18 protein-coding genes are annotated in these 24408 nt (G+C 72.3%); 8 read left to right on the forward strand and 10 right to left on the reverse strand.

All coding sequences use genetic code 11. The features are described from left to right. Nucleotides 1-49 precede the first annotated feature (49 nt). Nucleotides 50-4162 carry an ABC transporter ATP-binding protein gene (locus tag ABH925_RS07030; RefSeq protein WP_370146166.1) on the forward strand — a complete coding sequence of 1371 codons (4113 nt, stop codon included), beginning with the start codon at nucleotides 50-52 and terminating at the stop codon, nucleotides 4160-4162. A 155-nt stretch (nucleotides 4163-4317) separates the two neighbouring features. On the opposite strand, the gene ABH925_RS07035 is transcribed toward ABH925_RS07030, so the two are convergent. Then, a complete protein-coding gene (locus ABH925_RS07035) occupies nucleotides 4318-5625 on the reverse strand; it encodes an MFS transporter (protein WP_370146167.1) in 1308 nt (435 codons plus the stop codon). 97 nt (nucleotides 5626-5722) lie between these two features. On the opposite strand from ABH925_RS07035, the gene ABH925_RS07040 reads away from it, so the two are divergent. Continuing rightward, a complete protein-coding gene (locus ABH925_RS07040) occupies nucleotides 5723-6532 on the forward strand; it encodes a helix-turn-helix domain-containing protein (RefSeq protein ID WP_370146169.1) in 810 nt (269 codons plus the stop codon). A 69-nt stretch (nucleotides 6533-6601) separates the two neighbouring features. On the opposite strand, the gene ABH925_RS07045 is transcribed toward ABH925_RS07040, so the two are convergent. Beyond that, nucleotides 6602-8698 carry a hypothetical protein gene (locus ABH925_RS07045; RefSeq protein WP_370146170.1) on the reverse strand — a complete coding sequence of 699 codons (2097 nt, stop codon included), beginning with the start codon at nucleotides 8696-8698 and terminating at the stop codon, nucleotides 6602-6604. A 315-nt stretch (nucleotides 8699-9013) separates the two neighbouring features. Here ABH925_RS07045 and ABH925_RS07050 point away from each other — a divergent pair, with 315 nt between their 5' ends. Continuing rightward, entirely contained in the window at nucleotides 9014-10417 is a 1404-nt protein-coding gene (locus tag ABH925_RS07050) for a restriction endonuclease (protein ID WP_370146171.1), read from the forward strand. A gap of 99 nt (nucleotides 10418-10516) precedes the next feature. After that, the gene (locus tag ABH925_RS07055) at nucleotides 10517-10969 is read left to right on the forward strand and encodes a DUF6278 family protein (protein ID WP_370146172.1); all 453 of its coding nucleotides are present in this window, start codon (nucleotides 10517-10519) and stop codon (nucleotides 10967-10969) included. Nucleotides 10970-11056: 87 nt separating this feature from the next. On the opposite strand, the gene ABH925_RS07060 is transcribed toward ABH925_RS07055, so the two are convergent. Next, on the reverse strand, nucleotides 11057-11869 hold the full coding sequence (locus ABH925_RS07060) for a hypothetical protein (RefSeq protein WP_370146173.1): 813 nt from the start codon (nucleotides 11867-11869) through the stop codon (nucleotides 11057-11059). 389 nt (nucleotides 11870-12258) lie between these two features. On the opposite strand from ABH925_RS07060, the gene ABH925_RS07065 reads away from it, so the two are divergent. Then, nucleotides 12259-13050: a ZIP family metal transporter gene (locus ABH925_RS07065; RefSeq protein WP_370146174.1), complete on the forward strand. Its 792-nt coding sequence runs from the start codon at nucleotides 12259-12261 to the stop codon at nucleotides 13048-13050. A 39-nt stretch (nucleotides 13051-13089) separates the two neighbouring features. On the opposite strand, the gene ABH925_RS07070 is transcribed toward ABH925_RS07065, so the two are convergent. From ABH925_RS07070 to ABH925_RS07080, 3 genes are all read right to left on the reverse strand, one after another. Continuing rightward, complete coding sequence (locus ABH925_RS07070; RefSeq protein WP_370146175.1) at nucleotides 13090-14043, reverse strand: LysR family transcriptional regulator; 954 nt, start codon at nucleotides 14041-14043, stop codon at nucleotides 13090-13092. A 34-nt stretch (nucleotides 14044-14077) separates the two neighbouring features. Next, entirely contained in the window at nucleotides 14078-14860 is a 783-nt protein-coding gene (locus tag ABH925_RS07075) for a serine protease (RefSeq protein ID WP_370146177.1), read from the reverse strand. A gap of 86 nt (nucleotides 14861-14946) precedes the next feature. Then, nucleotides 14947-15468 (reverse strand): MarR family winged helix-turn-helix transcriptional regulator, encoded by a 522-nt coding sequence (locus ABH925_RS07080; RefSeq protein ID WP_370146178.1) that lies wholly within the window; start codon nucleotides 15466-15468, stop codon nucleotides 14947-14949. A 153-nt stretch (nucleotides 15469-15621) separates the two neighbouring features. On the opposite strand from ABH925_RS07080, the gene ABH925_RS07085 reads away from it, so the two are divergent. Next, the gene (locus ABH925_RS07085) at nucleotides 15622-15972 is read left to right on the forward strand and encodes a DUF2218 domain-containing protein (RefSeq protein ID WP_370146180.1); all 351 of its coding nucleotides are present in this window, start codon (nucleotides 15622-15624) and stop codon (nucleotides 15970-15972) included. Nucleotides 15973-15977: 5 nt separating this feature from the next. Here the strand turns inward: ABH925_RS07085 and ABH925_RS07090 are convergent, their stop codons facing one another. The 3 genes from ABH925_RS07090 to ABH925_RS07100 form a co-directional block, all read right to left on the reverse strand. Further along, nucleotides 15978-16433 carry an N-acetyltransferase family protein gene (locus ABH925_RS07090; RefSeq protein ID WP_370146182.1) on the reverse strand — a complete coding sequence of 152 codons (456 nt, stop codon included), beginning with the start codon at nucleotides 16431-16433 and terminating at the stop codon, nucleotides 15978-15980. 43 nt (nucleotides 16434-16476) lie between these two features. Further along, complete coding sequence (locus ABH925_RS07095) at nucleotides 16477-16965, reverse strand: glutathione peroxidase (RefSeq protein WP_370146183.1); 489 nt, start codon at nucleotides 16963-16965, stop codon at nucleotides 16477-16479. Nucleotides 16966-17101: 136 nt separating this feature from the next. Continuing rightward, complete coding sequence (locus ABH925_RS07100) at nucleotides 17102-17881, reverse strand: VOC family protein (protein WP_370146184.1); 780 nt, start codon at nucleotides 17879-17881, stop codon at nucleotides 17102-17104. A 275-nt stretch (nucleotides 17882-18156) separates the two neighbouring features. Here ABH925_RS07100 and ABH925_RS07105 point away from each other — a divergent pair, with 275 nt between their 5' ends. Further along, nucleotides 18157-20358: an ATP-dependent RecD-like DNA helicase gene (locus tag ABH925_RS07105; protein WP_370146372.1), complete on the forward strand. Its 2202-nt coding sequence runs from the start codon at nucleotides 18157-18159 to the stop codon at nucleotides 20356-20358. A 156-nt stretch (nucleotides 20359-20514) separates the two neighbouring features. Beyond that, nucleotides 20515-21804, forward strand: coding sequence for a citrate synthase (locus tag ABH925_RS07110; RefSeq protein ID WP_370146187.1), 1290 nt, complete (start codon nucleotides 20515-20517; stop codon nucleotides 21802-21804). 297 nt (nucleotides 21805-22101) lie between these two features. Here the strand turns inward: ABH925_RS07110 and ABH925_RS07115 are convergent, their stop codons facing one another. Continuing rightward, the gene (locus ABH925_RS07115; protein WP_370146189.1) at nucleotides 22102-24399 is read right to left on the reverse strand and encodes a heavy metal translocating P-type ATPase; all 2298 of its coding nucleotides are present in this window, start codon (nucleotides 24397-24399) and stop codon (nucleotides 22102-22104) included. Between the last annotated feature and the right edge of the window lie 9 nt (nucleotides 24400-24408).

Consider the following 24408-nt stretch of genomic DNA (forward strand, 5'->3'; position numbering starts at 1 on the left):
CGGAAACTCAGTGGACGATCCACCTACGAGACAGTTAGCATCGCTAAATATGTTGCAGGCTCAAAAGTCCTTGTCAGGCACCCAGGGCGCCGGTGACGGCACAGCCACCCACCCCCAGAACCAGCCCTCGAAGCAGCCCGCGCCCGAGCAGTCGGAGGGTTCGGGCTGGTTGCGACGGCTGAGCCGCTACTGCTGGCGCTACCGTCGCAACGTCCTGCTGTCCTTCGGGGCCTCGCTGCTGGGCATGGGCGTCAGCGCCCTGGTCCCGCTGATCCCGCGACTGATCATCGACGATGTGATCACCACCCACACCAAGCCGCTCACCCCCTGGGCCATCGCCCTGATCGGTGCGGCGGTGGCGGTCTTCGCACTGACGCTGGTCCGGCGGTACTGGGGCGGCAAGCTGGCCCTGGACGTGCAGCACGACCTGCGCCAGGACCTGTTCGACTCACTGTCCCGGCTGGACGGCACCCGCCAGGACCATCTGGACACCGGCCAGGTCGTCGGACGTGCCACCTCCGACCTGCAGATGATCCAGGGCCTGCTGTCGATGCTGCCGATGATGACCGGCAACGTGCTGCTGTTCCTGATGTCGATCATCGTCATGCTGTTCCTCTCCCCACTGCTCACGCTTATCGCGATAGCGATGGCACCCGCGCTGTGGTGGTTCGCCCAGCTCAGCCGGAAGCGGCTGTTCCCGGCGACCTGGTCGGCCCAGCAGGAGGCCGGGGCGGTGGCGGGCGTGGTCGACGGGGCGGTCTCCGGGGTCCGTGTCGTCAAGGGCTTCGGGCAGGAGGAGCAGGAGATGGGCCGCCTGGAGCGGGCCAGCCACCGGCTCTTCGCCAAGCGCCTGCGCAGCATCAAGCTGAGCGCCCGCTACAGCCCGGCCATGCAGGCCATCCCGGCGCTCGGACAGGTCGCGGTACTGGCCCTCGGCGGCTGGCTCGCCGTGCGGGGCCAGGTCACCCTGGGCACCTTCGTCGCCTTCTCCACCTACGTCGCCCAGATGACCGGCCCGGTCCGGATGCTCACCATGCTGCTCACCGTCGGCCAGCAGGCCCGGGCCAGCGTGGAGCGGGTACTCCAGCTCATCGACCAGCGCCCGGTCGTCACCGAGCGCCCGGACGCGATCGAGCTCGACCCCGCCGAGGTCGAGGCCGCGGACTCCGCCGTGTCGCCGGCCGCCGCGGCGCCGACCACCACGGAACCGGCCGCCGTGTCGGCGACCACGGCGGACCGGGACGGCGGCCGGACCCGCGCGGTCACTCCGGCCCTCGCCTTCGAGAACGTCGACTTCACCTACGGTGGCACCGCCGAGCCCGTGGTCCGGGGCCTGACCCTGGCGCTCGCCCCGGGTGAGACCGTTGCCCTGGTCGGAGCCTCGGGCTCCGGCAAGTCCACCGTCGGGATGCTGGTCCCGCGCTTCTACGACGCCACCGCCGGCACCGTCCGGGTCCACGGCCACGACGTCCGCGACCTGACGCTGCGTTCGCTGCGGGCGGCGATCGGCATCGTGCCCGAGGACAGCTTTCTCTTCTCCGAGTCCGTCAGCACCAACATCGCCTACGGCCGTCCCGACGCGAGCCGGGCCGAGGTGGAGGCCGCCGCCCAGGCCGCCCAGGCCGACGGATTCATCCGGGAACTGCCCGACGGCTATGACACCGTGGTCGGCGAGCAGGGCCTCACCCTCTCCGGAGGGCAGCGTCAGCGGGTCGCGCTTGCGCGCGCGATCCTGGCCAATCCGCGCATCCTGCTCCTCGACGACGCCACCTCGGCGGTCGACGCCCAGGTCGAGGCGGAGATCCACGAGGCGCTGCGCACCGTCATGCGCGGCCGCACCACGCTGCTCATCGCGCACCGCCGCTCCACCCTGCAACTGGCCGACCGGATCGCGGTGCTCGACCACGGCCGGCTGGTGGACGTCGGGACGCATGAAGAGCTCGACGTCCGCTGCCCGCTCTACCGCTCGCTGCTGACCGACCCGGACGCCCTGGCCGGGGACATCCGTACCGCCGACCCGGTCGCCGAGCTGCTGGCCGACGTCGAGAAGGCGACGTCGGCACCCGCGGCCACCCCCGCCGCCGGGGGGACCACTCCCGAGCTCTGGAACCGCGAGCGCTTCCCCGAGCCGGACGCGGACGCCGCGCCGGGCACACCGAAGGGCGCTGCCGGCGCCACCGGCGGTCACGGCGCCATGCACAGCGCCCTGGGCGGCATGCCCGCGACGCCCGACCTCCTCGCCAAGGTCGCGGCACTGCCGCCGGCCAACGGCAGCCCGGCCATCGACCTGGACGAGGCCCGACGTCCCGACCCGCAGTTCAACCTGCGCCGGATGCTGACCCCCTTCCGTGCTCCGCTCACGCTGGCGCTGGTCCTGGTGGCGCTGGACGCCCTCGCGTCCCTCGCGCTGCCGATCCTGATCCGTCACGGCATCGACAGCGGCGTCACCAGGGCCGCCGGTGGCGCGGTGGCCGCCGCGTCCCTCGCCGCCCTGGTCATCGTGCTGCTCGACTGGCTGGTCCAGGCCGCCGAGACCCAGGTCAGCGGACGGACCGGGGAGCGGGTGCTCTACTCGCTGCGGGTCAAGATCTTCGCCCATCTGCAGCGTCTGGGCCTCGACTACTACGAGCGCGAGCTCGGCGGCCGGATCATGACCCGGATGACCACCGACGTCGACGCGCTGAGCTCCTTCCTGCAGACCGGTGTGGTCACCGCGGTCGTCAGCCTGATGACCTTCTTCGGCATCTTCGTGGTGCTGCTGGTCCTGGACGCGCAACTGGCGTTGTACGTGTTCGCGGTGCTGCCGGTGCTGATCATCGCCACGCTGGTGTTCCGCAGGAAGTCCTCGGCCGCCTACAAGGTCGCGCGCGAGAAGGTCAGTACGGTCAACGCCGACCTTCAGGAGAACGTCGCGGGGATGCGCATCGTCCAGGCGTTCCGGCGTGAGGACCACAACCGGGCCCGCTTCGCGGAGCGCAGCGACGACTACCGCCGCACCCGGATCCGGGCGCAGCTCTACATCTCGCTCTACTTCCCCTTCGTGCAGTTCCTCTCCAGCGTCGCCGCCGCGCTGGTGCTGATCGCCGGTGCGCACCGGGTCTCGGCGGGCACGCTGACGGCCGGCGCGCTGGTCGCCTATCTGCTCTACATCGACCTGTTCTTCTCACCGGTCCAGCAGCTGTCGCAGGTCTTCGACGGCTACCAGCAGGCGGCGGTCGGACTCAGCCGGATCCGCGAGCTGCTGCGCACACCTACCTCGACCCCGCAGGCAGCCGACCCGAGGCCGGTCGGGCGACTGCGCGGGGACGTTCACTTCGACGGCGTCCACTTCGCCTACAACCAGGGTTCCGTCGACGGTTCCATCGAGCAGGACGCTCCGGTGACCCTCGGCGGCAGCACTGTAGCGGCCGTCACCGACACGTCGGCCCGGGTGCGTAAGCCGGAGGTCATCCACAGCATCGACCTGCGGATTCCAGCAGGTCAGACCGTGGCGCTGGTGGGCGAGACGGGCGCGGGCAAGTCCACCCTGGTGAAGCTGCTGGCCCGGTTCTACGACGTGACCGGCGGCGCGGTGCGGGTGGACGGCATGGACCTGCGGGAGCTGGACCTCACCGGTTACCGACACCGTCTCGGGGTCGTCCCGCAGGAGGCGTACCTCTTCGCCGGGACGGTCCGCGACGCCATCGCGTACGGGCGCCCGGAGGCGGGCGACGCCGAGGTCGAGGCTGCGGCGCGGGCGGTGGGCGCGCACCAGATGATCGCCGGCCTCAGCGGCGGGTATCTGCACCGGGTCAGCGAGCGGGGCCGCAACCTGTCGGCCGGTCAGCGGCAGCTGATCGCGCTGGCCCGTGCCGAACTCGTGGACCCGGACATCCTGCTGCTGGACGAGGCCACCGCCGCGCTCGACCTGGCCACGGAGGCGGCGGTCAACCACGCCGCGGACCGCCTCGCGCAGCGCGGGGACGGCCGCCGCACGACGATCGTCATCGCCCACCGGCTCACGACTGCGGCTCGCGCCGACCGGGTGGTGGTCCTGGACCACGGCCGGATCGTCGAGGACGGCCCGCACGACGAACTGCTGGAAGCGGACGGCGCGTACGCGCGGCTGTGGCGCGCCTTCGCAGGCGAGGAGGAGGAACCGGCGCTGCAGGCGGGCCGGTGACCGGTCGCAGGCCGGGCCCTGGTCCTGGCCCCGGCCTGTCGCACTGAACCCCGTTGGCCCGAGCCCCTCGTGAAAGGGGCCCGGGCCAACGGGGTTCGGTACGACAGGGTTCGGTACGTCGGGCTGTCGGCCGGCGAGCGCGCGGACGGCGCGGCTCAGGCCTCGGGCCAGCGGGCCGCGCGCAGCCCGCGCTGCGTCGTGGCCCAGGCCACGGCGCAGGCCAGCACCCCGCCCAGGGCCAGCAGTGCCTCGGTCCCGCCGAGGTACTGCAGCAGCAGACCCATCGTGCCCATGCCCACCGGGATGCCCAGCCCGAGCACGGTCATCATCGAGGCCAGGGTCCGCCCCCGTACCTCGTCGGGGACCTGGCGGAGGATCAGGACGTCCAGCATGATCGAGACCGCCGGGATGCCCAGCATCACCCCGAACAGGATCAGGCCGACCAGCAGCGGCCCGGTGACCAGGCCGAGGGCGATCACCAGCGGGGCCACGGTGCCCGTGACGGCGAGCAGCAGCGTCCCCGGGCGGAACCGGCGGTGCAGGGTGCGGACCAGGGCGGCGCCGGCGAGCCCGCCGACCGCCGAGCCGGCCAGGGCCAGTCCGATGCCCCAGGTCGGCGTGGACTGGTGGGTCAGCCGGTAGACGGCGGCGAGGGTGAGCGGCGCCCCGGCGAAGTTGAGGAAGAACAGCAGGGTGAGCGTGGCGCGCAGAGCCGGGTCCGCCCAGAGCGCGCGGATCCCGGCGAACATCCCGCCGTCCCGCACCGCGGCGCGACCGGCCGGAGCGGACGAGGGAGCAGAGGCCGGAGTCGGAGTCGGATCGGCCTCGGGACGCACGATGATCGCGGCCAGCAGCGAGACGGTGAAGCCGATGGTGCTGAACAGGAACGGCAGCGCCCGGCTCAGACCGTAGAGCAGTCCGCCCAGGGGCGGCCCGGCCAGGTCGGCGACGCCGGCGCGCAGCTCGTCCTGGGTGAGGGCGGCGGTGAGCTGCTCGGGTGCGACCACCCTGCGGACCGTCAGCATCCGTGCCGAGCCGACGAACGGCTGGGCCGCGCCCACCAGCGCGCCCACCACCAGCAGCTGCGTCAGCGTCAACGCGTGCAGGGCGAAGGCGACCGCGACGCTGGCCGTCGCCGCGACCCGCACGCTCTCGCCCACGATCATCACCCGCCGTCGGTCGCAGCGGTCGACCAGCTGCCCGGCGGGCAGGCCGAACACGACCACCCCGCCCGCCTGGATCAGGCCGAACAGTCCGGCCAGGCCCGCCGATCCGGTCAGCGCGAGGATCACCAGCGGGTACGCGACATCGGTGGCCATCACACCGGTGAGGGCGGAGGCCGAGCCGACCCAGAGCGTCTGGAAGCGCCAGTTGCGTCGCAGCGGGACGAGTGCGCGCGCCGGCGGCGGTGTGGGCGCCGAGGCTGCCTCGATCTCGATGGTGGCGGTGTGCGTGGTCGACATAGCGATCCTCCCCGTGACGTGAACGCTCACCCATACGAAAGCATTCACCAATGCATGAATGATGACGCAGGCGTGAGCCCCTGGCAAGATGTCAGCCATGGACGCTGCACAGAACGACGCCGAACCCGCGGTGGAACACCCCGCGGAGGGAAACCTCGCGGAAGGAAACGCCGTGGAAGGAAACGCCGCGACTTCCGGGCCGACCGCCGACGATCCGCGGATTCCCGGCGTGCGCGTGGTCGCGGACGTCGAGACGATCAAGGCTCTGTCCGACCCGCTCCGGGTGACCATCCTGAGGGTGGTGATGGATCGGGGCGCCCGTGGCCTGCGCGCCTGGACGGCCAAGGAACTGGCCGCCGAGCTGGGCGAACCGCAGACCAAGCTCTACCGCCACCTCAAGACGCTGGAGGAGCGGGGGCTGCTCCGGGTGGCCGAGACCCGGCTGGTCTCCGGCATCGTGGAGCAGCGCTACGCGGCCGGGCAGACCAGTCTGGAGCTGAGCCGTGACTTCCTGGAGCGGGAGGTCGCCCCGGACGACCAGGCGGCGGTCTTCAGCGCGGGAATCGACAGCTACCGGCGGCACTACCTCGCGGCCGTCGCCGCGGGACGCGTCGAGTTTCCCGCCGACGTGGACGCGGCCGAGTGCTACCGGCGCCCGCTGATGATGCTCGGAGACGTGCGGATGGCGCCGGAGCGGGCCTCGCAGTTCCAGGCCAAGCTCTCCGAGCTGATCAACGAGTACCTGGCGGAGGGCGAGTGCGACGAGGGCGTCTCGCTCAACGTGCTGATCTCCTGCTACGTCGACCAGGACCCCGCCGCCCAGGACCCCGCCGCCCAGGGCCCGGCGGCCGCCCCGGGCCCGGAGGGCGGCGAAGGCGGCCCGGGCAGGCTCCGGACCGCCTCCTGACGACACGGCGGGCGGTGCGCCGGGCTGTCTCCGCCCGCCGAACCGCCCGCCGTCACCACCGATCCGCTGTCACTGCCCGCTGTTGCTCCAGTGCGGCCGCAGCGTGACGCTGAGGATGGTGCGGTACTCGGCCGGCTGCACCGCGGGGACGGTGAACCGCGACGCCGCGTCGGTGCCCAGTACGTCGCCGATGGCCGGCAGCGGCTTCGGGGCCGAGTAGCCGGCGAACAGCATGGTCAGCGTGCCGTCGGAGTTCTGCACCACGGTCGGGTCGTAGACCCGGCCCGAGTAGTAGCCGCTGACGCCCAGGGCGCCACCGGTCGCGGCCTGCTGCTGCAGCGCCGAGAAGCTGTAGTCGGTGCCGATCAGCTTCTGCGGGCTGCTCCAGCTCTCCCCATCCCTGGAGGAGGAGTAGAAGATCTGGTTGAAGGCGTCGCTGTCGCCGTCCGAGGCGTAGGCGCCGGACAGGAACAGGCCGTAGCTGCCGTCCGGGTTGCTGATGACCGTGCCGCGCGAGCCGACCCAGCGCAGCACCGAGTCGCTGTTGGAGCCCGGGTCGTTCAGGCCGGAGACCTGGCCCAGGTCGGTGAAGTGCAGGCCGTCGTAGGTGTACGCGGCGCGGACCACCGAGTAGTCCTCGTTGTTGCCGAACAGCGACTTGGGCTTGTTCTTGCCCTCGCCGATCTTCGACAGGGTCGAGTACGGGGCGATCGCCGCGCCGGGCGCGCCGACGCTGCTGCCCTTCGCCACCGAGCCGGTGCCACCGGTGCAGCCGGTCAGGTCGGTGGCGTCGGTGCCGGTGCAGGTGACCTGGACGATGCCGGCCGCCGTGCCGAGGCTGACGGTGATCGAGCCGTTGGCGGGCTTCAGGCCCGAGGCGTCGGCCACCGGGAGCTTCGCGGCGGGGAGGGTCACCGCAGCCGTGGTGGTGGTCGGGGTGAAGTAGTTGAGGATCTTCTCGGTGTAGAGCACCGCGACGCTGCCGCGCGGAGCGCCCGCGTAGTGCGGCAGGGTGCTGATGATGCCGTCGGGGGCGATCAGACCGGAGGTCTGCTGGGCGCCCGCCGGGATCACCGAGTCGGCCTTGACGGCGTCGCCGGACGCGATGGTGACGCCGCCCGCGTCACGGGTGGTGCAGCCGGTGAAGGCCGTCGCGGTGGCGTTGTTGTCGTTGCAGTCCACGGTGTGGCCGTCGACCGAGAAGTGGCCGGGCTGCTCGAAGTTCGCGGTGGAGCCGACACCGATGGTGACCCCGTTGCCGCCGGGCCCCGCCGGGACCGACACCGCCGCGGTGGCCGCGGTGCTGCCGCCCTGGCCGACCGACTCGCTGGCCGGCAGGCCGGCCAGCGGGTTGCCGTGCATCGGGTCGAGCTTGTGCACGATCAGGTTCACGCCCGGGTTGTCCCCGGTGGGACGGCTCAGGGTGTAGAGCACCTGCGCCTGGTGGCCGCTGCGGGCCTGGCCGTTGCCGCCGTAACCGGGCACCGAGAGCACGAACGCGTGGCCCTGGCCGTCGTCGTTGGTGTTGCCGTTCGGGCACAGGCCGGCGTTCTGCTCCAGCGCCTGGCCGAGGAACTTCCAGGTCTTGCCGTGGTTGCCGGAGGTCGCGGCGACCACCGCCTCGTCCCCGTCCTTCGGGCGGTAGTCGAAGTAGCCGGTCAGCGTCTCGCCGCCGTCCGTGCTGGTGACGAAGGGGAAGTAGTACGGCTGCATCGGCAGCGTGGTGTTCTTGGGCTGGCGGACCACCGTGCCGGTCTCCGGGGTGGGGCCGCCGCTGGAGCAGTAGCCGGTCAGCGGGCCGGGGGTGCCGGTGACGCCGCTGGCGGCCGGGACCGCGCCGGTGCCGCTCGGGTCGACGGCCAGGTTGGGGTAGGTCACCCCGCCCACGGTGACCGTGCCGGTGCCGCCGCCGGAGAACACCGGCAGGACGTTGCTGTAGGAGGAACCCTGCGTCAGATCGCCCTGGGCGAGCGTCCAGGGGCCGCCCTTGACCTTGTCGACCACCGGCGTGCCGACGGAGTAGCTGAGCGTTCCGTGGCCGTGGCCGCCACGGTGCCGGTCGGGCTGGGACACGGTGGCGCCGAGGGCCGAGGTGGTGGCGGCGGCGACCGAGGCGAGCGCCACCACGCCGATGGCCGCTGCCGTCGCGATACGACGACGAGACATGGATATCCCTCCGATGGGGGGTGCGGGCAGCGGAGCCGCCGCCACGCAGGGGGTCGGCGTGATCCTGACGTGCCCGGACAGCCCTCGGCAGAGGTCTGGACCAGAGTTCACCGACCATTCCCCGGCCCTTCCCCGGGCGGGCATCTGATGCACCATTGACCTCTCGACCCGGCGTCGGCGGTCTCCCGGTGACGGCGCCGGTCCGCCACCATGGGGTGGTGGGCAGGACACCTTCGGCTGATGAACCGGCCGAAGGGTGCGGCTGATGAGATGCTTGGGGCCTTGCGAGCAGCGGGGGACAGGGGTACGGCATTGGTGACGGGCGGCGACGTGTGGGGCGAGGTCCCTCGGGCCAGGGCGGCGGGCAGTGGCCGGGCCTACCTGGCACAGCAGTACACCGAGGTCGCCGAGGATGCCGAACAGCGGCTGGAGGAACTGCTGGCGCTGGCCGGCGAGCCCTCCCCGTCGGTCGACTTCGAGGCCCTGCGCCGCAGTTACGAGCCACGGCCGCTGCCCGCCGACGCGGTCGCCCAGCCGCCGCGGTGGGCCGACTACGCTCCCGACCCCGGTCCGGCGCCCGAGGAGGGCACGGGGCGCCCGCTGCTCAGCGGCCCGTACCAGCAGAACCTCGCCACCGCCCGGCTGCTGCACCAGCGTGCTCTGCGCGAGTACCGGGACCAGGAGAAGGAGTTGCGCGAGCAGGCCGAGGCCGCGCGGCTCGAACACGAACGCGGCGAGCAGGAACGGGCGCGCAGCGTCCGGGAGTTCAACGAGCGGCTGCAGGGCTACCACCTGGCCTACCAGGAGGGCCAGCCCGCCGCCGTCGAGTCGGTGCTGGAGCGTGCGCTGGCCGCTGCCGGGCGGCTGCCGGGGCTGGAGGTCCCGGCCCGGGTCTGCTACCGGGCGCTGACCCGTACCGCGGTCGTGGACCTGGTGCTGCCGGGACCCGGCGTGGTGCCGCCGGCGCTGGCCTTCCGGATCGGGGCGAGCGGCGACGTGGAGCAGGTGCCGCGCCCCGCCGAGGAGTGCCGGGCCCGCTATCTGCAGCTGGTCGCCCGGCTGGTGCTGCGCGCGCTGGACGCGCTGCTCGCCGCGGACACCGAGTCGCACCTGGACGGGATCGTGGTCAACGGCTCGGTGGTCAGCTCCGAGGCCGGGGAGACCTGCCTGGTCAGCGTGGACGCCCGGCGTGAGCACCTGTTCGCGGACTCGCTGCTGCCACCGGCCCACGGCGAGGCGGTGGCACGGCTGCGGGCCCTGCCCGGCGCGGTGAGCGAGGACCCGGTGGCGCTCGTCCCGGTCGTCCCGGTCGCCATCGGCCGGGCCGGGCCGCCGGCGCCCGAAGAGCTGTCCCCGGGGGAGTTCGCCGCGCTGGTGGCCGAGTTGTTCGAGCGGATGGGCATGGAGGACTGGGATCCCCGGCTGAACGGCCGGGACGGCATCCTGGTGATGGCGCGCGGCGACGGCCGCGAGTTCCCGGACGCGCCGCATGTGGTGGTGGTCGCCCGCCGTCCGTCGGTGGTCCGGGCCCAGGCGGTCCGCGACGTCGCGGAGGTGGTCGCCGAGGAGGAGGCGGACGCCGGAGTGTGGGCCACCACCGGCAGCTTCGCGCCGGACGCGGTGATCGCGGCGGCCTCTCTCCCGGAGCTGCGCCTGATCGACGGCGGGGAACTCCGGGCCCTGATCCGCGCACATCTGGGCGCGGAGCTGGGCGGCTGACCCGGCGACCGCCACCCGGGGGCGGTCCGCGTGGGCGTCAGGGCGCGTCGGGCACGCGGGTTCGGGTCCTGTCGGTGCGGGAGCTGTCACTCTGGGGGCATGGGCTTCGCATTCCTGGACAGATGGCGTCCGCGGCGCGACGCCGCCACGCCGCTGGGGGCCACGCCGCCACGGTACGGGGCGGGGGCGGACGACCCCGGCAGCCTCGGTGAGATGCTCTCCGAGTGCGGCCTGCTCCGCGAGCGGGCCCTGGACGCCGGGCTCGCCCTGGACGACACGGTGGCCTCGCTGGCCGCGCTGGACCAGCTCCCGCCCACCTGGCGCGACGATCCGGAGACCGCGGAGTGGCTCGGCAACGACGCCGGGCTCTACCTCGGCACGGTCATCGTGCGCGAGCTGCACGGCTCCGGCTGGATGCTGCTGCCGGACGGCCACCCGGTGGTGGTGCTGGCGTCGGGGCGCGAGGTCGACGTGGTGGCCATGGGCCTCAGCTGGGCGCGGGACGGATCGCCCGAACTGTCGGCGGCCTACGCGGCGATCGACGCCGGATAGCCACGGGGCCCGCGGGGCCCACCCGGTCGCGGGCGACCCTGCCACCGCCGGGCCGGTTGCGGGTGAACCCCGTCACCGCCGGGCCGGTCATCTGCCCACGTGTACCGCGCACGCGGTCTGTGCGGGGAAGCCGGGGTTGTGGACGCTGATGAAGATCCGCGCCGAGGCCGGGCAGTCCTGCTGACGGTCCGCCAGGGCGACGATCCGGTACGAGGGCCGCTGCCCCCCGGCGCCGTCGCACGCGGTCTCCCGCACGACGCCGTCGCTCGCGGGGCCCATGCAGTCGCCGGGCAGGACGTCGATACCGCCTCCGCCGCCGGGGTCACTGGGGTGCGGCGGTCGCAGGTTGCGCAGGCAGGCGATGCCGGCCGGTCCGGTGCTCGACCCGCCACCGGCGCTCTGCCACACCGTGCTCAGGTCGAGCGCGAAGTCGGTGTCGGCCGGGCAGGAGTCGATGCCGGAGCCGGCCGGCTGACGTCTGATCACCCGCCCCAGCGCTGCGGACGAGGCACAGTCGACCTGCTCGAACCGGCCGTCTGCGCCCTCGCCGCCGTGGCCGGCGCAGGCGCCGACCGGCAGGAAGGAGCCGCCCGGATCACCCCCCGACGTGCTCTGGGTCCGGGGCGCAGCAGAGTGCGGGGCCGGCGTGGGCCGTGGGACGTCGCGCCGGGTGCCGCCGGTGCGGGTCCCGGAGGCCGCCGGGCCGGTCGGCCCGCTGCCCGGTGCGGGGAGGAAGCTCACCCGCAGTGACGAGGGCGCCGCCCCCGCCCCGCTCGTGGCACGGTCCGCGCCGGCGCAGCCGGCCACCGAGAGGAGCAGCAGCAGTCCGAGCGCGAGGCCGGGCAGTACCGCGCCGCGCGACCCGCCCGCGCGCCGGTGCCCGGTGTGTGCGTTCCTCATGAGCGAGTCCCCGGTGCGTCCGTTCCCGTGTCCGCAGAGCGGTCCGTGCCCGTGCTTGTTCCCGGGTTCACCCCGGCGGACCTCCCCGCGTCCGTCCCCACGCCTTTTCGCTGCGGCTTGGCTGCGCATGATCACAGCTCCCGTCCCCCCGAAGCCTCCCCCTGAAGCTGGTGCCCGCGGACAGCCTACGCAGTGCCGTACCAGGGGGTAAGGGACCTCACGTTGCCCCGTCCGGAGCAACTCGGGGCGCGTGGGGGTGCACGGGCGCGCACGATTGCGGAGAGAGCGCGGGTTGGGCCTCTCCCTGGGGCGGTGGCGGCTGGGCAGGGCGCCACCGCCCTCCCCGTTCGCCCGACCTCCCGGACGATGGAGAGCGAGCGTGCGGGCCCATGCCGGTGCTGGTGGCTGCGGGTGCCTTCCTGATGACGCTGATCGGCGGGCTGGTAGCCGGGAAGGTGGGGGACCGGCGGCATCTGGTGCTGGGCCTGGCGGCGGGTCTGATGCTCGGGGTGGTGGGCTTCGACCTGCTGCCGGAGGCGATCGACGCGGCCCCCGGCAAGCTCTTCGGGGTGCCGCAGGGCCTGCTGATGTTCGTCCTCGGCTTTCTGGTGCTGCATGTGGTGGAACGGTCGGTGGCGATCCACCGGGCCCACGAGTCCGAGTACGCGGCGCACCGGCACGGTCACCAGCACACCCCGGCGACGCGGCCTGCCGGAGCCGCCGTGGGCCACACGCACGGGCGCAGCGAGAACCTGGGCCTGGCCGCGGCCTCCGCACTCTGCCTGCACAGCGTGATGGACGGCTTCGCGATCGGCGCGGCGTTCCAGGTCGGCACCCGCTTCGGGGCGGTGGTCGCGATCGCGGTCATCGCGCACGACTTCGCGGACGGCTTCAACACCTACACGATCACCCGGCTCTACGGGAACGACCGCCGCCGCGCGCTGATCCTGCTGGGCTGCGACGCGGTGGCCCCGGTACTGGGCGCGGGGATCACCCTGCTGTTCACCATCCCCGAGCACGTCGTGGGCCTCTACCTGGGATTCTTCTCCGGATTCCTGATGTACCTGGCGACCTCGGACATCCTCCCGGAGGCCCACAGCCCGCACCCGTCCCGCTCGACGCTGTTCTGCACGCTGGCCGGCACGGCGTTCATGTGGCTGGTCATCGGCCTGGCCAGCTGAGTCGCCGCCTCGCGGGGGCGCTCGGCTCTGCGGCCCGGTTCAGCGGCTCGGCTCAGCAGCTCTCGGTTCCGCAGCTCTCGGTTCCGGCGCGGAGTCACGGTGCGGCCAGTGCTCGCGCAGCGCCTCCAGGGTCGCGGCGATCGCGGGACGCCGGGAGGCGTGCCGGCGCCAGAGCGCGAACACCCGGCGGATCGGCTCCGGCCGGATCGGACGGGCCACCACGCCCGCGGGGAGTGCACCCCGCCCCAGCCGAGGCACCAGGCCGGCCCCGAGGCCTGCCGCGATCAGGGCGATCTGGGTCTCGAACTCGCCGACCTGGAACCGGATGTCCGGTTCCTCCCCGGCCTCGCGCATGGTCCGCACCAGCCAGTCGTGGCAGATGTTCCCCGGCGGCACGCTGACCCAGCGCTGCCCGGCCAGCTCCGGGACCGTCAGTACGGTCCGCTCCGCGAGCGGAGAGCCGGCCGGCAGCAGGACGTCCACCGGGTCGTCGCCGAGCGGAAGCTTGGCCACACCCTCGGGCACGGCCAGCGGGGTGTTGGCCCAGTCCTGGACCACCGCCAGGTCGACCTCGCCGCGGGCGACCAGATCGGCCATCAGGTAGGGATCGCTCTCCAGCAGCCGCAGCTCCAGCTCCGGATGCCGGACTGCCAGCTCGGCCAGCACCCCGGGGATCAGCCCCCGAGCGGCGGTCGCGAAGGCCGCGATGAACAGCCGCCCGGTCACCTGCCCCCGGCGCTCCTCCAGTGACACCTCGGCATGTTCGACCAGCGCCAGCACCTGCTGCGCGGTCGAGGCCAGCTCGCGGGCGGCGTCGGTGAGCACGATGCCGCGACCGCGCTTCTCCAGCAGCGGGGTGCGGGTCTCCCGCTCCAGCTTGGTGATCTGCTGGGAGATCGCGGACGGGGTGTAGCCGAGCGCGGCGGCGGCGCCGCCCACCGAGCCGTGCACCGCCACCGCGTGCAGCGCGCGCAGGCGCCCGAGATCCATCATGCGCCCGATGCTACGGCCGGAGGGTTGCGTCGGCTCAGCGCTGGTTCAGGGCGGTGCGGTAGACGGCTGCGATGCCCGGGCCGAAGTACGGCGAGTAGGAGATGTCGGCCGTCGCCCCGCCCTGCTGGTAGCCGCCGATGATCCCGACCACGCTGCCGCGCCCGGTGGCGTTCGCCGCGGCGCCGGTGAGCAGCGGGCCGCCGCTGGTCCCGCCGGGCAGGCCGGGACAGTCGAACTCCAGCTGGGTGCGGCCGAAGCTGTGCAGGGCGCTGCCGCAGAACACCGGGCGCTCGCTGACGTGCGGGTAGCCGACCGCGACCGCGTGGCCGTGCCGGGCGTGGTCGAAGGAGATCGCCTCGGATCCCACCACGTCCTGGACCTGCCGGTTCCCGTGCAGCGGACGTGTCGTCAGGAAGGCGACGTCGTAGTCGGGGTTGCCCCGACGGGCCCACTGCCCGCCCACCACCACCCGGGTCACCGACCAGGCGCCGTAGGGCTTCATCCCGTCGCGGTAGCCGGGTACGAAGACCAGACCGCTCCTGGCGCGGCCGGAGCCCGGCTGCACCGCGCAGTGGGCCGCGGTCACCAGCAGGTCGTGGCCGGGGCTGTCCACCACCGAGGCGGTGCAGAAGTGACCGGCGAGCCGGCCGCCGACGGTGGAGAACAGTGCCCCGACCCGGGCGGCGCCGGTGAAGGCGGTGGACATCGGCGCGAGGGCGGAGGCGGTGCCGGGAGCCGGGGTGGCGACGGTGCCCAGTGCGGCTCCGGCGCCGACGAGCAGGGCGAGCGCGAGCGAACGGTGCGTCAGGTGCGTCATATGAACCGATATTTGGGGATTCTGAGGCCGATCGCCACCGACGGAGGGCAAGCGGGTGACGGCCGGACGGCCGGTGGGTGAGCCGATCACCCCGCCGGCGGGTGCGGCGGCGCTGCCGGTGATCCGTGCTTGTTGAGATGCGGATGGGCCTGCTCGAACGCCTGGTCCGTGGCCTGCAGCAGCCGCAGCAGGGTCGCCCGGTCGTCGGAGCTGATCCGCCCGAAGTACTCCTCGGCGACCTCCTGCCGGACCTGGCCGATCCGGGCGACCATCCGCTCGCCCGCCTCGGTGAGCCGCAGCAGTATCGCCCGGCGGTCGTCCGGGTCCTGGACCCGTTCCACCAGGCCGCCGGACTCCAGCGCGTCCACCACGGTGGTCACCGATCGGGGGGCGATGTGCAGCCGCTCGGCCAGCTGGTTCAGCCGGATCATCCGCCCGTGGTGCGACCCTCGCGCCAGTACGTCCAGCGCTCGTCCCTGGGAGGGGTTGATGCCGTAGGGGGCGAGCCGGTCGAAGGTGCCCCGGCGGATGCGCTTGGCCGTGCGCATCACGGCATCGGCGATCTCGGCCTCACCGGGCGCGGGTGTCGATCGGGGGGCGGCTGTCATCAGGCCAGGCTATCGGCCCTGCGGGAGCGTGAGGAGGAGCGGGGCGACCCGAGCGCGGGCAGGTCGGAAAAAAATAGGGAGCCAAGCTCATATTTTCAGTTAGGCTGTCCTAAGTCAGCGTGCCCCGCATGCTCTTTCCGACGGAGGACAGCCATGGCCCGATCCGAAGCCCGTGTCGTCACCGACCGCCCGCAGCGCTACGCCAAGCAGCTCACCTCCCATCTCGGCCGCAAGGTCGAGAGCAGCTGGGACGAGGAGACCGGGCGCGGTGCGCTGACCTTCTCGGCCGGCAGCGCCACCCTCACCGCCGAACCCGGGGCGCTGCTGCTCGCCGTCGAGGGCGAGGACGGCACCCTCGACCGACTGGAGGACGTCGTCGGCCGCCACCTGGTGCGCTTCGGCGCCAAGGACGAACTGGTCGCCGAGTGGCACCGCGACAACGGCACCCCCGGCAGCGTCCAGCGCAACGACGTCGAGCCGGACGCGGCGGCCGCCGAAGGCTGAGCCGGTCAGCGAAGGCTGAGCTTGTAGCCGATGTGGGATCCGGTGAAGCCCAGCCGCTCGTAGAAGCGGTGGGCGTCCACCCGGCTGGCGTCCGAGGTCAGCTGGACGAGAGCGGCGCCCCGGCGCCGGGACTCCTCGATCGCGTGCTGGATCATCAGGGTGCCCAGACCGCTGCCCCGTTCGCTGGAGCGGACCCGTACCGCCTCGATGACGGTCCGGGTCGCGCCTCGGCGCGACAGGCCGGGGATCAGCGTCAGCTGCAGCGTGCCCACGACCTCGCCCGCCCGTTCCGCGACCAGCGGCAGCTGGTTGGGATCGGCCGCCAGCCGCTCGAAGGCCGCCCGGTACGGAGCGAGGTCGTCCGGGCTCTCGCGGCCGACACCGAGGGAGTCCTCGGCCAGCAGGGCCACGATGGCGGGCAGGTCGTCGAGGGTGGCCCGCCGGAAGAGGTGATCAGTCATGATCGCCACCCTAGACCGGGCCACGCCGCCGCTTCGGCCCCGGTCAGGCCGACAGCTGCGCCTCGATCGCCGCCACCAGCTCTGCCGCCTCCGGCTCGGTGCGCGGGCGGAACCGGCCGACGACCTCGCCCTCCGGCGAGATCAGGAACTTCTCGAAGTTCCACTGGATGTCGCCGGCCTCACCGGCGGCGTCCGCGACCTGGGTCAGCTCGGCATACAGCGGGTGCCGGGACTCGCCGTTGACGTCGATCTTCTCCAGCAGCGGGAAGGTCACCCCGTAGCTGGTGGAGCAGAAGGTCTGGATCTCCTCGGCGCTGCCCGGCTCCTGGCCGAGGAACTGGTTGCACGGCACGCCGAGCACGGTGAAGCCACGCTCGCCGTACTGCTGCTGCAGCCGCTCCAGGCCGGCGTACTGCGGCGTCAGCCCGCACTTGGACGCGACGTTCACCAGCAGCACGGCCTTGCCCTTGTAGGCGCTCAGGCTGGTCGGCTGGTCGGCGAGGGTGTGCAGCGGGATGTCGTACAGGGTCATCGGTGGCCTCCGCGGCGGGACGAGTGGTGCGACGGGTGGACGGTGCGACAGGGTGGGGCGTGCTGCCGGCGTTCAGCGACAACAGTGCCCCACCCCTCGCTCTTCCCACCACGGGGGTGGCTCTCCGTTCGGACCGTCAGCTGCGGCTCGCGCCGGTGATCACCGAGAAGCGCGCGCCGTGCGGGTCGACCAGCTCGGCCATCCGGCCGACCTCGGGCATGGTCGCGGGTTCCATGATGACCTTGGCGCCGAGGGCCGTCGCCTTGGCCACCGTCGCGTCGCAGTCCTCGACCTCGAAGTACGGCCGCCACAGCACCTCGGGCAGCTCCGGCATCGCCATCACGCCGCCGAAGCCGTCGTCGTCGCCCTGGCGGTCGCCGGGGGAGAGGACGGTGTAGACCATGCCCTCGCCCATCGGCATCTCCTGGACGTGCCAGCCGAGCGCGGATCTGTAGAAGGCGATCGCGGCGGGGCCGTCGGTGGTGTGCAGCTCGACCCAGGAGAGGCTGCCCGGGACGTTGGCGACCTTGAAGCCGGTGGTGTTCCCCGGCTGCCAGACCGCGAACTTGCCGCCGGTCGGGTCGGTGTACTGGGCCATCCGGCCTTCGGTCATCACATCCATGGGCGGCACCCGGACCGTCCCGCCGGCCTGCTCGACGGCCTTGGTGGAGGCGTCGGCGTCGGTGGTGGCGAAGTACGGGATCCAGGCCGGGGAGGCGCCGGGCTCCATCAGCGGGCCGAAGCCGCCGATCATCTTGCCGTCGAGCTCGAAGAAGGCGTAGCCGCCGCTGTCCGGACCGGCCGAGGGGGCCGTCCAGCCGAACAGGCCGGTGTAGAAGGCGGCGGTGGCGTCGGTGTCGGGGGTGGCCAGGTCCAGCCAGATCGGGGCACCGGGGACGGGGGAGGTGCTGATCATGATGCACTCCTGCGTGGTGGGGACGGGCTTGCCTTGTGGACGGTTCTCAGTCTTGCGCGCCCCACTGACAATGCGGCGCCCATGGGGCCGGATGGTCGAAAGCAATCTGATCCGGTCGTTTTCGATCGCGTTCGATAATGCCCCGACCCGCCGATCTCCACCTGTCGGACCGTGGCGATAGCGTGCGGACATCACCTCTTCGGAACGGAGGCACGCCCGTGGACGCCGGATCGCCGACCGCACCGCCCCAGGCCGCGGCGCAGCGCCAACTCGCGATGGTCGAGGGGGTGCTGGAGCGGATCACCTACTCCAACGAGGAGACCGGCTACACGGTGGCCAGGGTGGACACCGGGCGCGGGGCGAACGACCTGCTCACCGTGGTCGGCGCGCTGCTGGGCGCCCAGCCGGGGGAGAGCCTGCGGCTGCACGGGCGCTGGGGCAGCCACCCCCAGTACGGCAAGCAGTTCACCGTGGAGAACTACACCACCGTGCTGCCGGCCACGGTGCAGGGCATCCGCCGCTACCTGGGTTCGGGGCTGATCAAGGGCATCGGCCCGCGGCTGGCCGAGCGCATCGTGGCGCACTTCGGCACCGAGACCCTGGAGGTGATCGAGGGGGAGCCGGAGCGACTGATCGAGGTGCCCAAGCTGGGCCCCAAGCGGACCGGCATGATCGCCGCGGCCTGGGAGGAGCAGAAGGCGATCAAGGAGGTGATGATCTTCCTGCAGAGCGTCGGGGTGTCCACCTCGCTCGCGGTCCGGATCTACAAGAAGTACGGCGACGGCTCGGTCACGGTGGTGCGGAGCGAGCCGTACCGGCTCGCCGCCGACGTCTGGGGCATCGGCTTCCTCACCGCGGACCGGATCGCCCAGGCGGTCGGGATCCCGCACGACAGCCCGCAGCGGGTCAAGGCCGGGCTGCAGTACGCGCTGTCCCAGGCCGCCGACCAGGGCCACTGCTTCCTCCCGGAGGAACAGCTGATCTCGGACGCGGTGAAGCTGCTCGCGGTCGAGATCGGCCTGGTCATCGAGTGCCTGGCGGAGCTGGTCGCCGAGGAGGGGGTGGTCCGTGAGGAACTGCCCGGGGAGCACTCCGCGACCGCCACCGGGGAGCGGCTCAGCGCGATCTTCCTGGTGCCGTTCCACCGTGCCGAGATCTCGCTGGCGAGCCAGCTGCTGCGGCTGCTTCGCACCCCGGAGGACCGCCTCTCCGCCTTCGCCGACGTCGACTGGGACCGGGCGCTGACCTGGCTCAGGGGGCAGACCGGCGCGGACCTCGCGCCCGAGCAGGAGCAGTCGGTCCGGCTGGCGCTGACCGAGAAGGTCGCGGTGCTGACCGGCGGCCCCGGCTGCGGCAAGTCGTTCACGGTCCGCTCCATCGTGACCCTGGCCAAGGCCCGCAAGGCGAAGATCGTGCTGGCGGCTCCCACCGGCCGGGCCGCCAAGCGGCTGGCCGAGCTGACCGGCTGCGAGGCCTCCACCGTGCACCGGCTGCTGGAGCTCAGGCCGGGCGGTGAGGCCGCCTACGACCGGGACCGGCCACTGGAGGCCGACCTGGTGGTGGTGGACGAGGCCTCGATGCTGGACCTGCTGCTGGCGAACAAGCTGGCCAAGGCGGTCCCGCCGGGGGCGCACCTGCTGCTGGTCGGCGATGTGGACCAGCTGCCCTCGGTCGGCGCCGGCGAGGTGCTGCGGGACCTGCTCGCTCCCGGCAGTCCGGTCCCCGCGGTGCGGCTGACCCGGATCTTCCGTCAGGCCCAGCAGTCCGGCGTGGTCACCAACGCGCACCGGATCAACGAGGGCGTTCCGCCGATCACCGACGGCCTGGCCGACTTCTTCCTGTTCCCCGAGGAGGACACCGAGCTGGCGGCCGGACTCACCGTGGACGTGGTGGCCCGCCGGATCCCGGCCCGCTTCGGCCTCGACCCGCGCCGGGACATCCAGGTGCTGGCTCCGATGCACCGGGGCCCGGCCGGGGCCGGCAACCTCAACGCACTGCTCCAGGCGGCGGTCACGCCGGCCCGCCCGGACCTGCCCGAGCGCCGCTTCGGCGGGCGCACCTTCCGGGTCGGCGACAAGGTCACCCAGATCCGCAACAACTACGAGAAGGGGGCCAACGGGGTCTTCAACGGCACCGTCGGCGTAGTGACCGCGCTCAACCTGGAGGAGCAGCGGCTCACGGTGCTCACCGACGAGGACGAGGAGGTCCCGTACGAATTCGACGAGCTGGATGAGCTGGCCCATGCCTACGCTGTGACCATCCACCGGTCGCAGGGGAGTGAGTATCCCTGTGTGGTGATTCCGGTCACCACCAGCGCCTGGATGATGCTCCAACGGAACCTGCTCTACACGGCGGTGACGCGGGCCAAGAAGTTGGTGGTGCTGGTGGGATCGCGCCGTGCGCTCGGTCAGGCTGTGCGCGCCGTTTCCGCAGGTCGCAGGCATACGGCTGTCGACCATAGACTCAGGAGCGGCTGATCTGCCTGTCAAGAAGTGAATGCTCGAAGGTCGGTTCTTTGTAGAGCCCGGCTCTTTACGCCCACCCCGGCTGCAGGTCTGTTCAGCAAATGGAGGAAAGTGGTACAGAGTCAGGGCACCCCCTTGAAGAGGTTCATTTCGCTGGTGAGGGAAGACGTGAGCGACAACTCAGTAGTACTCGGCTACCAGGGCAACGAGTACGCGTACCCGGTGGTCGAGGCCACCGTCGGCAACGCAGGCTTCGACATCTCGAAGCTGCTCAGCCAGACCGGCTTGACCACGCTGGACAACGGCTTCGGCAACACCGCGGCCTGCAAATCGGCGATCACCTACATCGACGGCGACCAGGGCATCCTGCGCTACCGCGGCTACCCGATCGAGCAACTCGCGGAGCAGGGCACCTTCCTGGAGTCCGCGTACCTGCTGATCAACGGGTCGCTGCCGAACGCCGACGAGCTGAGCGGCTTTCAGCACGAGATCTCCCAGCACACGCTGCTGCACGAGGACATCAAGCGCTTCTTCCAGGGCTTCCCGCGTGACGCGCACCCGATGGCGATGCTCTCCTCGGTCGTCAGCGCGCTGTCCACGTTCTACCAGGACAGCCACAACCCCTTCGACGCCGAGCAGCGCAACCTCTCCGCGGTGCGCCTGATCGCCAAGCTGCCGACCATAGCGGCCTACGCCTTCAAAAAGGCGCAGGGCCACCCGTTCGTCTACCCGCGCAACGACCTCGGCTACGTCGAGAACTTCCTGCGGATGACCTTCGCCGTCCCGGCCGAGGACTACGAGCTCAACCCCGTCGTGGTCAGCGCCCTGGAGAAGCTGCTGATCCTGCACGCGGACCACGAGCAGAACTGCTCCACCTCCACCGTGCGCCTGGTCGGCTCCTCGCAGGCGAACCTGTTCGCCAGCATCTCGGCAGGCATCAACGCGCTCTGGGGCCCGCTGCACGGCGGCGCCAACCAGGCCGTGCTGGAGATGCTGACGAAGATCCAGGCGGACGGCGGTGACGTCGACGCGTTCATCCGCAAGGTGAAGAACCGCGAGGACGGCGTGAAGCTCATGGGCTTCGGTCACCGCGTCTACAAGAGCTTCGACCCGCGCGCCCAGATCATCAAGAGCGCCGCGCACGACGTGCTGTCCCAGCTGGGCAAGGCCGACGAGCTGCTGGACATCGCGCTCAAGCTGGAGGAGCACGCGCTCACCGACGACTACTTCGTCTCCCGCAAGCTCTACCCCAACGTGGACTTCTACACCGGCCTGATCTACCGCGCCATGGGCTTCCCGACCAGCATGTTCACCGTGCTGTTCGCGCTCGGCCGGCTGCCGGGCTGGATCGCCCACTGGCAGGAGATGATCACCGACCCGAGCAACAAGATCGGCCGCCCGCGCCAGATCTACACCGGCGTCGAGATCCGCGACTACGTTCCGCTCGACGAGCGCTGACACCTCGGCAGGGGCGCCGCCGGGCGCCCCTGCCGGTGTCGCGTGGTGCGCACGGCGCGGCTTTCGGGGAGAGGCCGCTCAACCCCCATCCCTGCCGCCGCGCCGTGCGCTGTCGGCCGCCCAGCGACGGTGGCCGACACGGGGTCCGCCGGAACCCCGGTCCTTGTGCCCCAAGGGCATTGTGAGCCCCTGGCTCACGTGTTGTAACACACAACAGGGGCCAGGAAGTTACGGTTGCCTCCTGTGACTCCCATCTCACTGCGCCGTGTTGGGTGCCCCCTACACAGGGTGGCAGGTTCAGTGCCCGGTACGGAAGCGTCGCAACCGAAGGCTGTTGCTCACCACGAACAGCGAGGAGAAGGCCATCGCCGCACCCGCGATCATGGGGTTGAGCAGGCCGAACGCCGCCAGCGGCAGTGCCGCCACGTTGTAGCCGAAGGCCCAGAACAGGTTCCCCCTGATGGTCGCCAGGGTTCGGCGGGACAGTTGGATCGCGTCTGCGGCGGCGTTCAGGTCGCCGCGGACCAGGGTGAGGTCGGCCGCCTCCATCGCCGCGTCGGTACCGGTGCCCATGGCCAGACCTAGGTCGGCCTGCGCCAGCGCGGCGGCGTCGTTCACCCCGTCGCCGACCATGGCGACGGTACGGCCCCCGGACTGCAACCGGCGGACCACCGAGACCTTGTCCTCCGGCAGCACCTCCGCGAAGACCTGCTCCGGGTCGATGCCGACCTGTGCCGCGACGCTCGCCGCCGCCGCCCGGTTGTCCCCGGTCAGCAGGACCGGGGTGAGCCCCAGGGCGCGCAGCCGGCGGACCGCCTCGGCGCTCGTCGGACGGATGCCGTCGGCGACCACCAGCACGGCCCGGACGGCGCCGTCCCAGCCCACCACGACGGCGGTGCGGCCCGCACGTTCGGCCGCCCGCTTGGCCTCCGCCAGCGGCTCGCCCAGGTGCTGGGCCCGGTCGGCCAGGAACTGCTCGCGGCCCGCGATCACCGCATGCCCGTCCACGACGCCCTGCACCCCCCGTCCCGGGACGGCGGTGAAGTCCGCGACGGCGGGCAGCTCGCCGACGGCTGCGGCGGCGGCCTCGGCCACGGCGCGGCCGACGGGGTGCTCGGAGGCGTACTCCAGCGCACCGGCAAGCCGCAGCGCCTGTTCCTCGGTGACCCCGGGGGCGGTGTGCACGGACTGCAGCGCCATCTGACCGGTGGTCACCGTGCCGGTCTTGTCCAGCACCACGGTGTCCACCGCGCGGGTCGACTCCAGCACCTCCGGGCCCTTGATCAGAATGCCCAGCTGGGCGCCGCGCCCGGTGCCCACCAGGAGCGCGGTGGGCGTGGCCAGGCCGAGGGCGCAGGGGCAGGCGATGATCAGTACCGCGACGGCCGCGGTGAAGGCCTCGGCCGCGCTGCCGTTGACGAACAGCCAGACCAGCAGGGTGCCCAGGGAGATGAGCAGGACCACCGGGACGAACACCGCCGAGATCCGGTCGGCCAGCCGCTGCGCGGCGGCCTTGCCGCTCTGGGCCTGCTCGACCAGCCGTGCCATCCTGGCCAGTTGGGTGTCCGCACCGACCCCGGTCGCCTCCACCACCAGCCGGCCACCGGAGTTGACGGTGGCTCCGGTGACCGTGTCACCCGGGCCCACCTCGGTGGGCACGGACTCGCCGGTGAGCAGTGAGGTGTCCACGGCGGAGCTGCCCTCCAGCACGACTCCGTCGGCGGCGATCTTCTCACCGGGCCGGACCACGAAGCGGTCGCCCAGTACCAGCGCCGAGACCGGGACCCGGATCTCGCGGCCGTCACGCAGCACGGTGGCGTCCTTGGCCCCCAGTGAGAGCAGTGCGCGCAGGGCCGCCCCGGCCCGGCGCTTGGCGCGGGCCTCCAGGTAGCGGCCGAGCAGGATCAGGGCGGTGACCCCGGCGGCGGTCTCCAGGTAGAGGGTGGACGAGGCGTCGGCGGCGTCGCTCAGCGAGAAGCTGAACGGGTGGGTCATCCCGGGCATCCCGGCCGTACCGAGGAACAGTGCCCAGGTCGACCAGCCGAAGGCGGCCAGGGTGCCCAGGGAGACCAGGGTGTCCATGGTGGCCGCGCCGTGCCGCAGATTGGTCCAGGCCGCGCGGTGGAACGGCAGCCCGCCGTAGACCACCACCGGGCCGGTCAGGGCGAAGGACAGCCACTGCCAGTCCCGGAACTGGAACGCCGGGACCATCGCCATCAGCACCACCGGCACGCTGAGCACCAGGGTGACCAGCAGGCGTTGGCGCAGCCCCGCCAGGTCGCCGTCCGCCGCGTCGCCCTCGGGGCCCGCGCCGTCGGCGGCGTCCGCCGGCGGGGTCAGCGGGTCCCGCGCGGGTGGCGGCGGCGCGGCGGTGTAGCCGGTGCGCTCGACGGTCGCGATCAGGTCGTCCACGCTGACGCCGACCTGGTAGCTGACGCTGGCCTTCTCGGTGGCGTAGTTGACGGTGGCCACGACCCCGTCCATCCGGTTGAGCTTCTTCTCGATCCTGGCGGCGCAGGAGGCACAGGTCATGCCACCGATGGCCAGCTCCACGCGGGCCGCGGACGCCTCTATGCCGGGGGTCGTGGTGCTCATGCTGCTGCT

The organism is Streptacidiphilus sp. EB129, from assembly GCF_041262645.1.
Classification (GTDB): Bacteria; Actinomycetota; Actinomycetes; order Streptomycetales; family Streptomycetaceae; genus Streptacidiphilus.

Coding starts and splice junctions, on each gene's coding strand:
- ABH925_RS07030 (WP_370146166.1), top strand. CDS start 50: ATGTTGCAGGCTCAAAAGTCCTTGTCAGGCACCCAGGGCGCCGGTGAC.
- ABH925_RS07035 (WP_370146167.1), bottom strand. CDS start 5,625: ATGTCGACCACGCACACCGCCACCATCGAGATCGAGGCAGCCTCGGCG.
- ABH925_RS07040 (WP_370146169.1), top strand. CDS start 5,723: ATGGACGCTGCACAGAACGACGCCGAACCCGCGGTGGAACACCCCGCG.
- ABH925_RS07045 (WP_370146170.1), bottom strand. CDS start 8,698: ATGTCTCGTCGTCGTATCGCGACGGCAGCGGCCATCGGCGTGGTGGCG.
- ABH925_RS07055 (WP_370146172.1), top strand. CDS start 10,517: ATGGGCTTCGCATTCCTGGACAGATGGCGTCCGCGGCGCGACGCCGCC.
- ABH925_RS07060 (WP_370146173.1), bottom strand. CDS start 11,869: ATGAGGAACGCACACACCGGGCACCGGCGCGCGGGCGGGTCGCGCGGC.
- ABH925_RS07065 (WP_370146174.1), top strand. CDS start 12,259: ATGCCGGTGCTGGTGGCTGCGGGTGCCTTCCTGATGACGCTGATCGGC.
- ABH925_RS07070 (WP_370146175.1), bottom strand. CDS start 14,043: ATGATGGATCTCGGGCGCCTGCGCGCGCTGCACGCGGTGGCGGTGCAC.
- ABH925_RS07075 (WP_370146177.1), bottom strand. CDS start 14,860: ATGACGCACCTGACGCACCGTTCGCTCGCGCTCGCCCTGCTCGTCGGC.
- ABH925_RS07080 (WP_370146178.1), bottom strand. CDS start 15,468: ATGACAGCCGCCCCCCGATCGACACCCGCGCCCGGTGAGGCCGAGATC.
- ABH925_RS07085 (WP_370146180.1), top strand. CDS start 15,622: ATGGCCCGATCCGAAGCCCGTGTCGTCACCGACCGCCCGCAGCGCTAC.
- ABH925_RS07090 (WP_370146182.1), bottom strand. CDS start 16,433: ATGACTGATCACCTCTTCCGGCGGGCCACCCTCGACGACCTGCCCGCC.
- ABH925_RS07095 (WP_370146183.1), bottom strand. CDS start 16,965: ATGACCCTGTACGACATCCCGCTGCACACCCTCGCCGACCAGCCGACC.
- ABH925_RS07100 (WP_370146184.1), bottom strand. CDS start 17,881: ATGATCAGCACCTCCCCCGTCCCCGGTGCCCCGATCTGGCTGGACCTG.
- ABH925_RS07105 (WP_370146372.1), top strand. CDS start 18,157: ATGGTCGAGGGGGTGCTGGAGCGGATCACCTACTCCAACGAGGAGACC.
- ABH925_RS07115 (WP_370146189.1), bottom strand. CDS start 24,399: ATGAGCACCACGACCCCCGGCATAGAGGCGTCCGCGGCCCGCGTGGAG.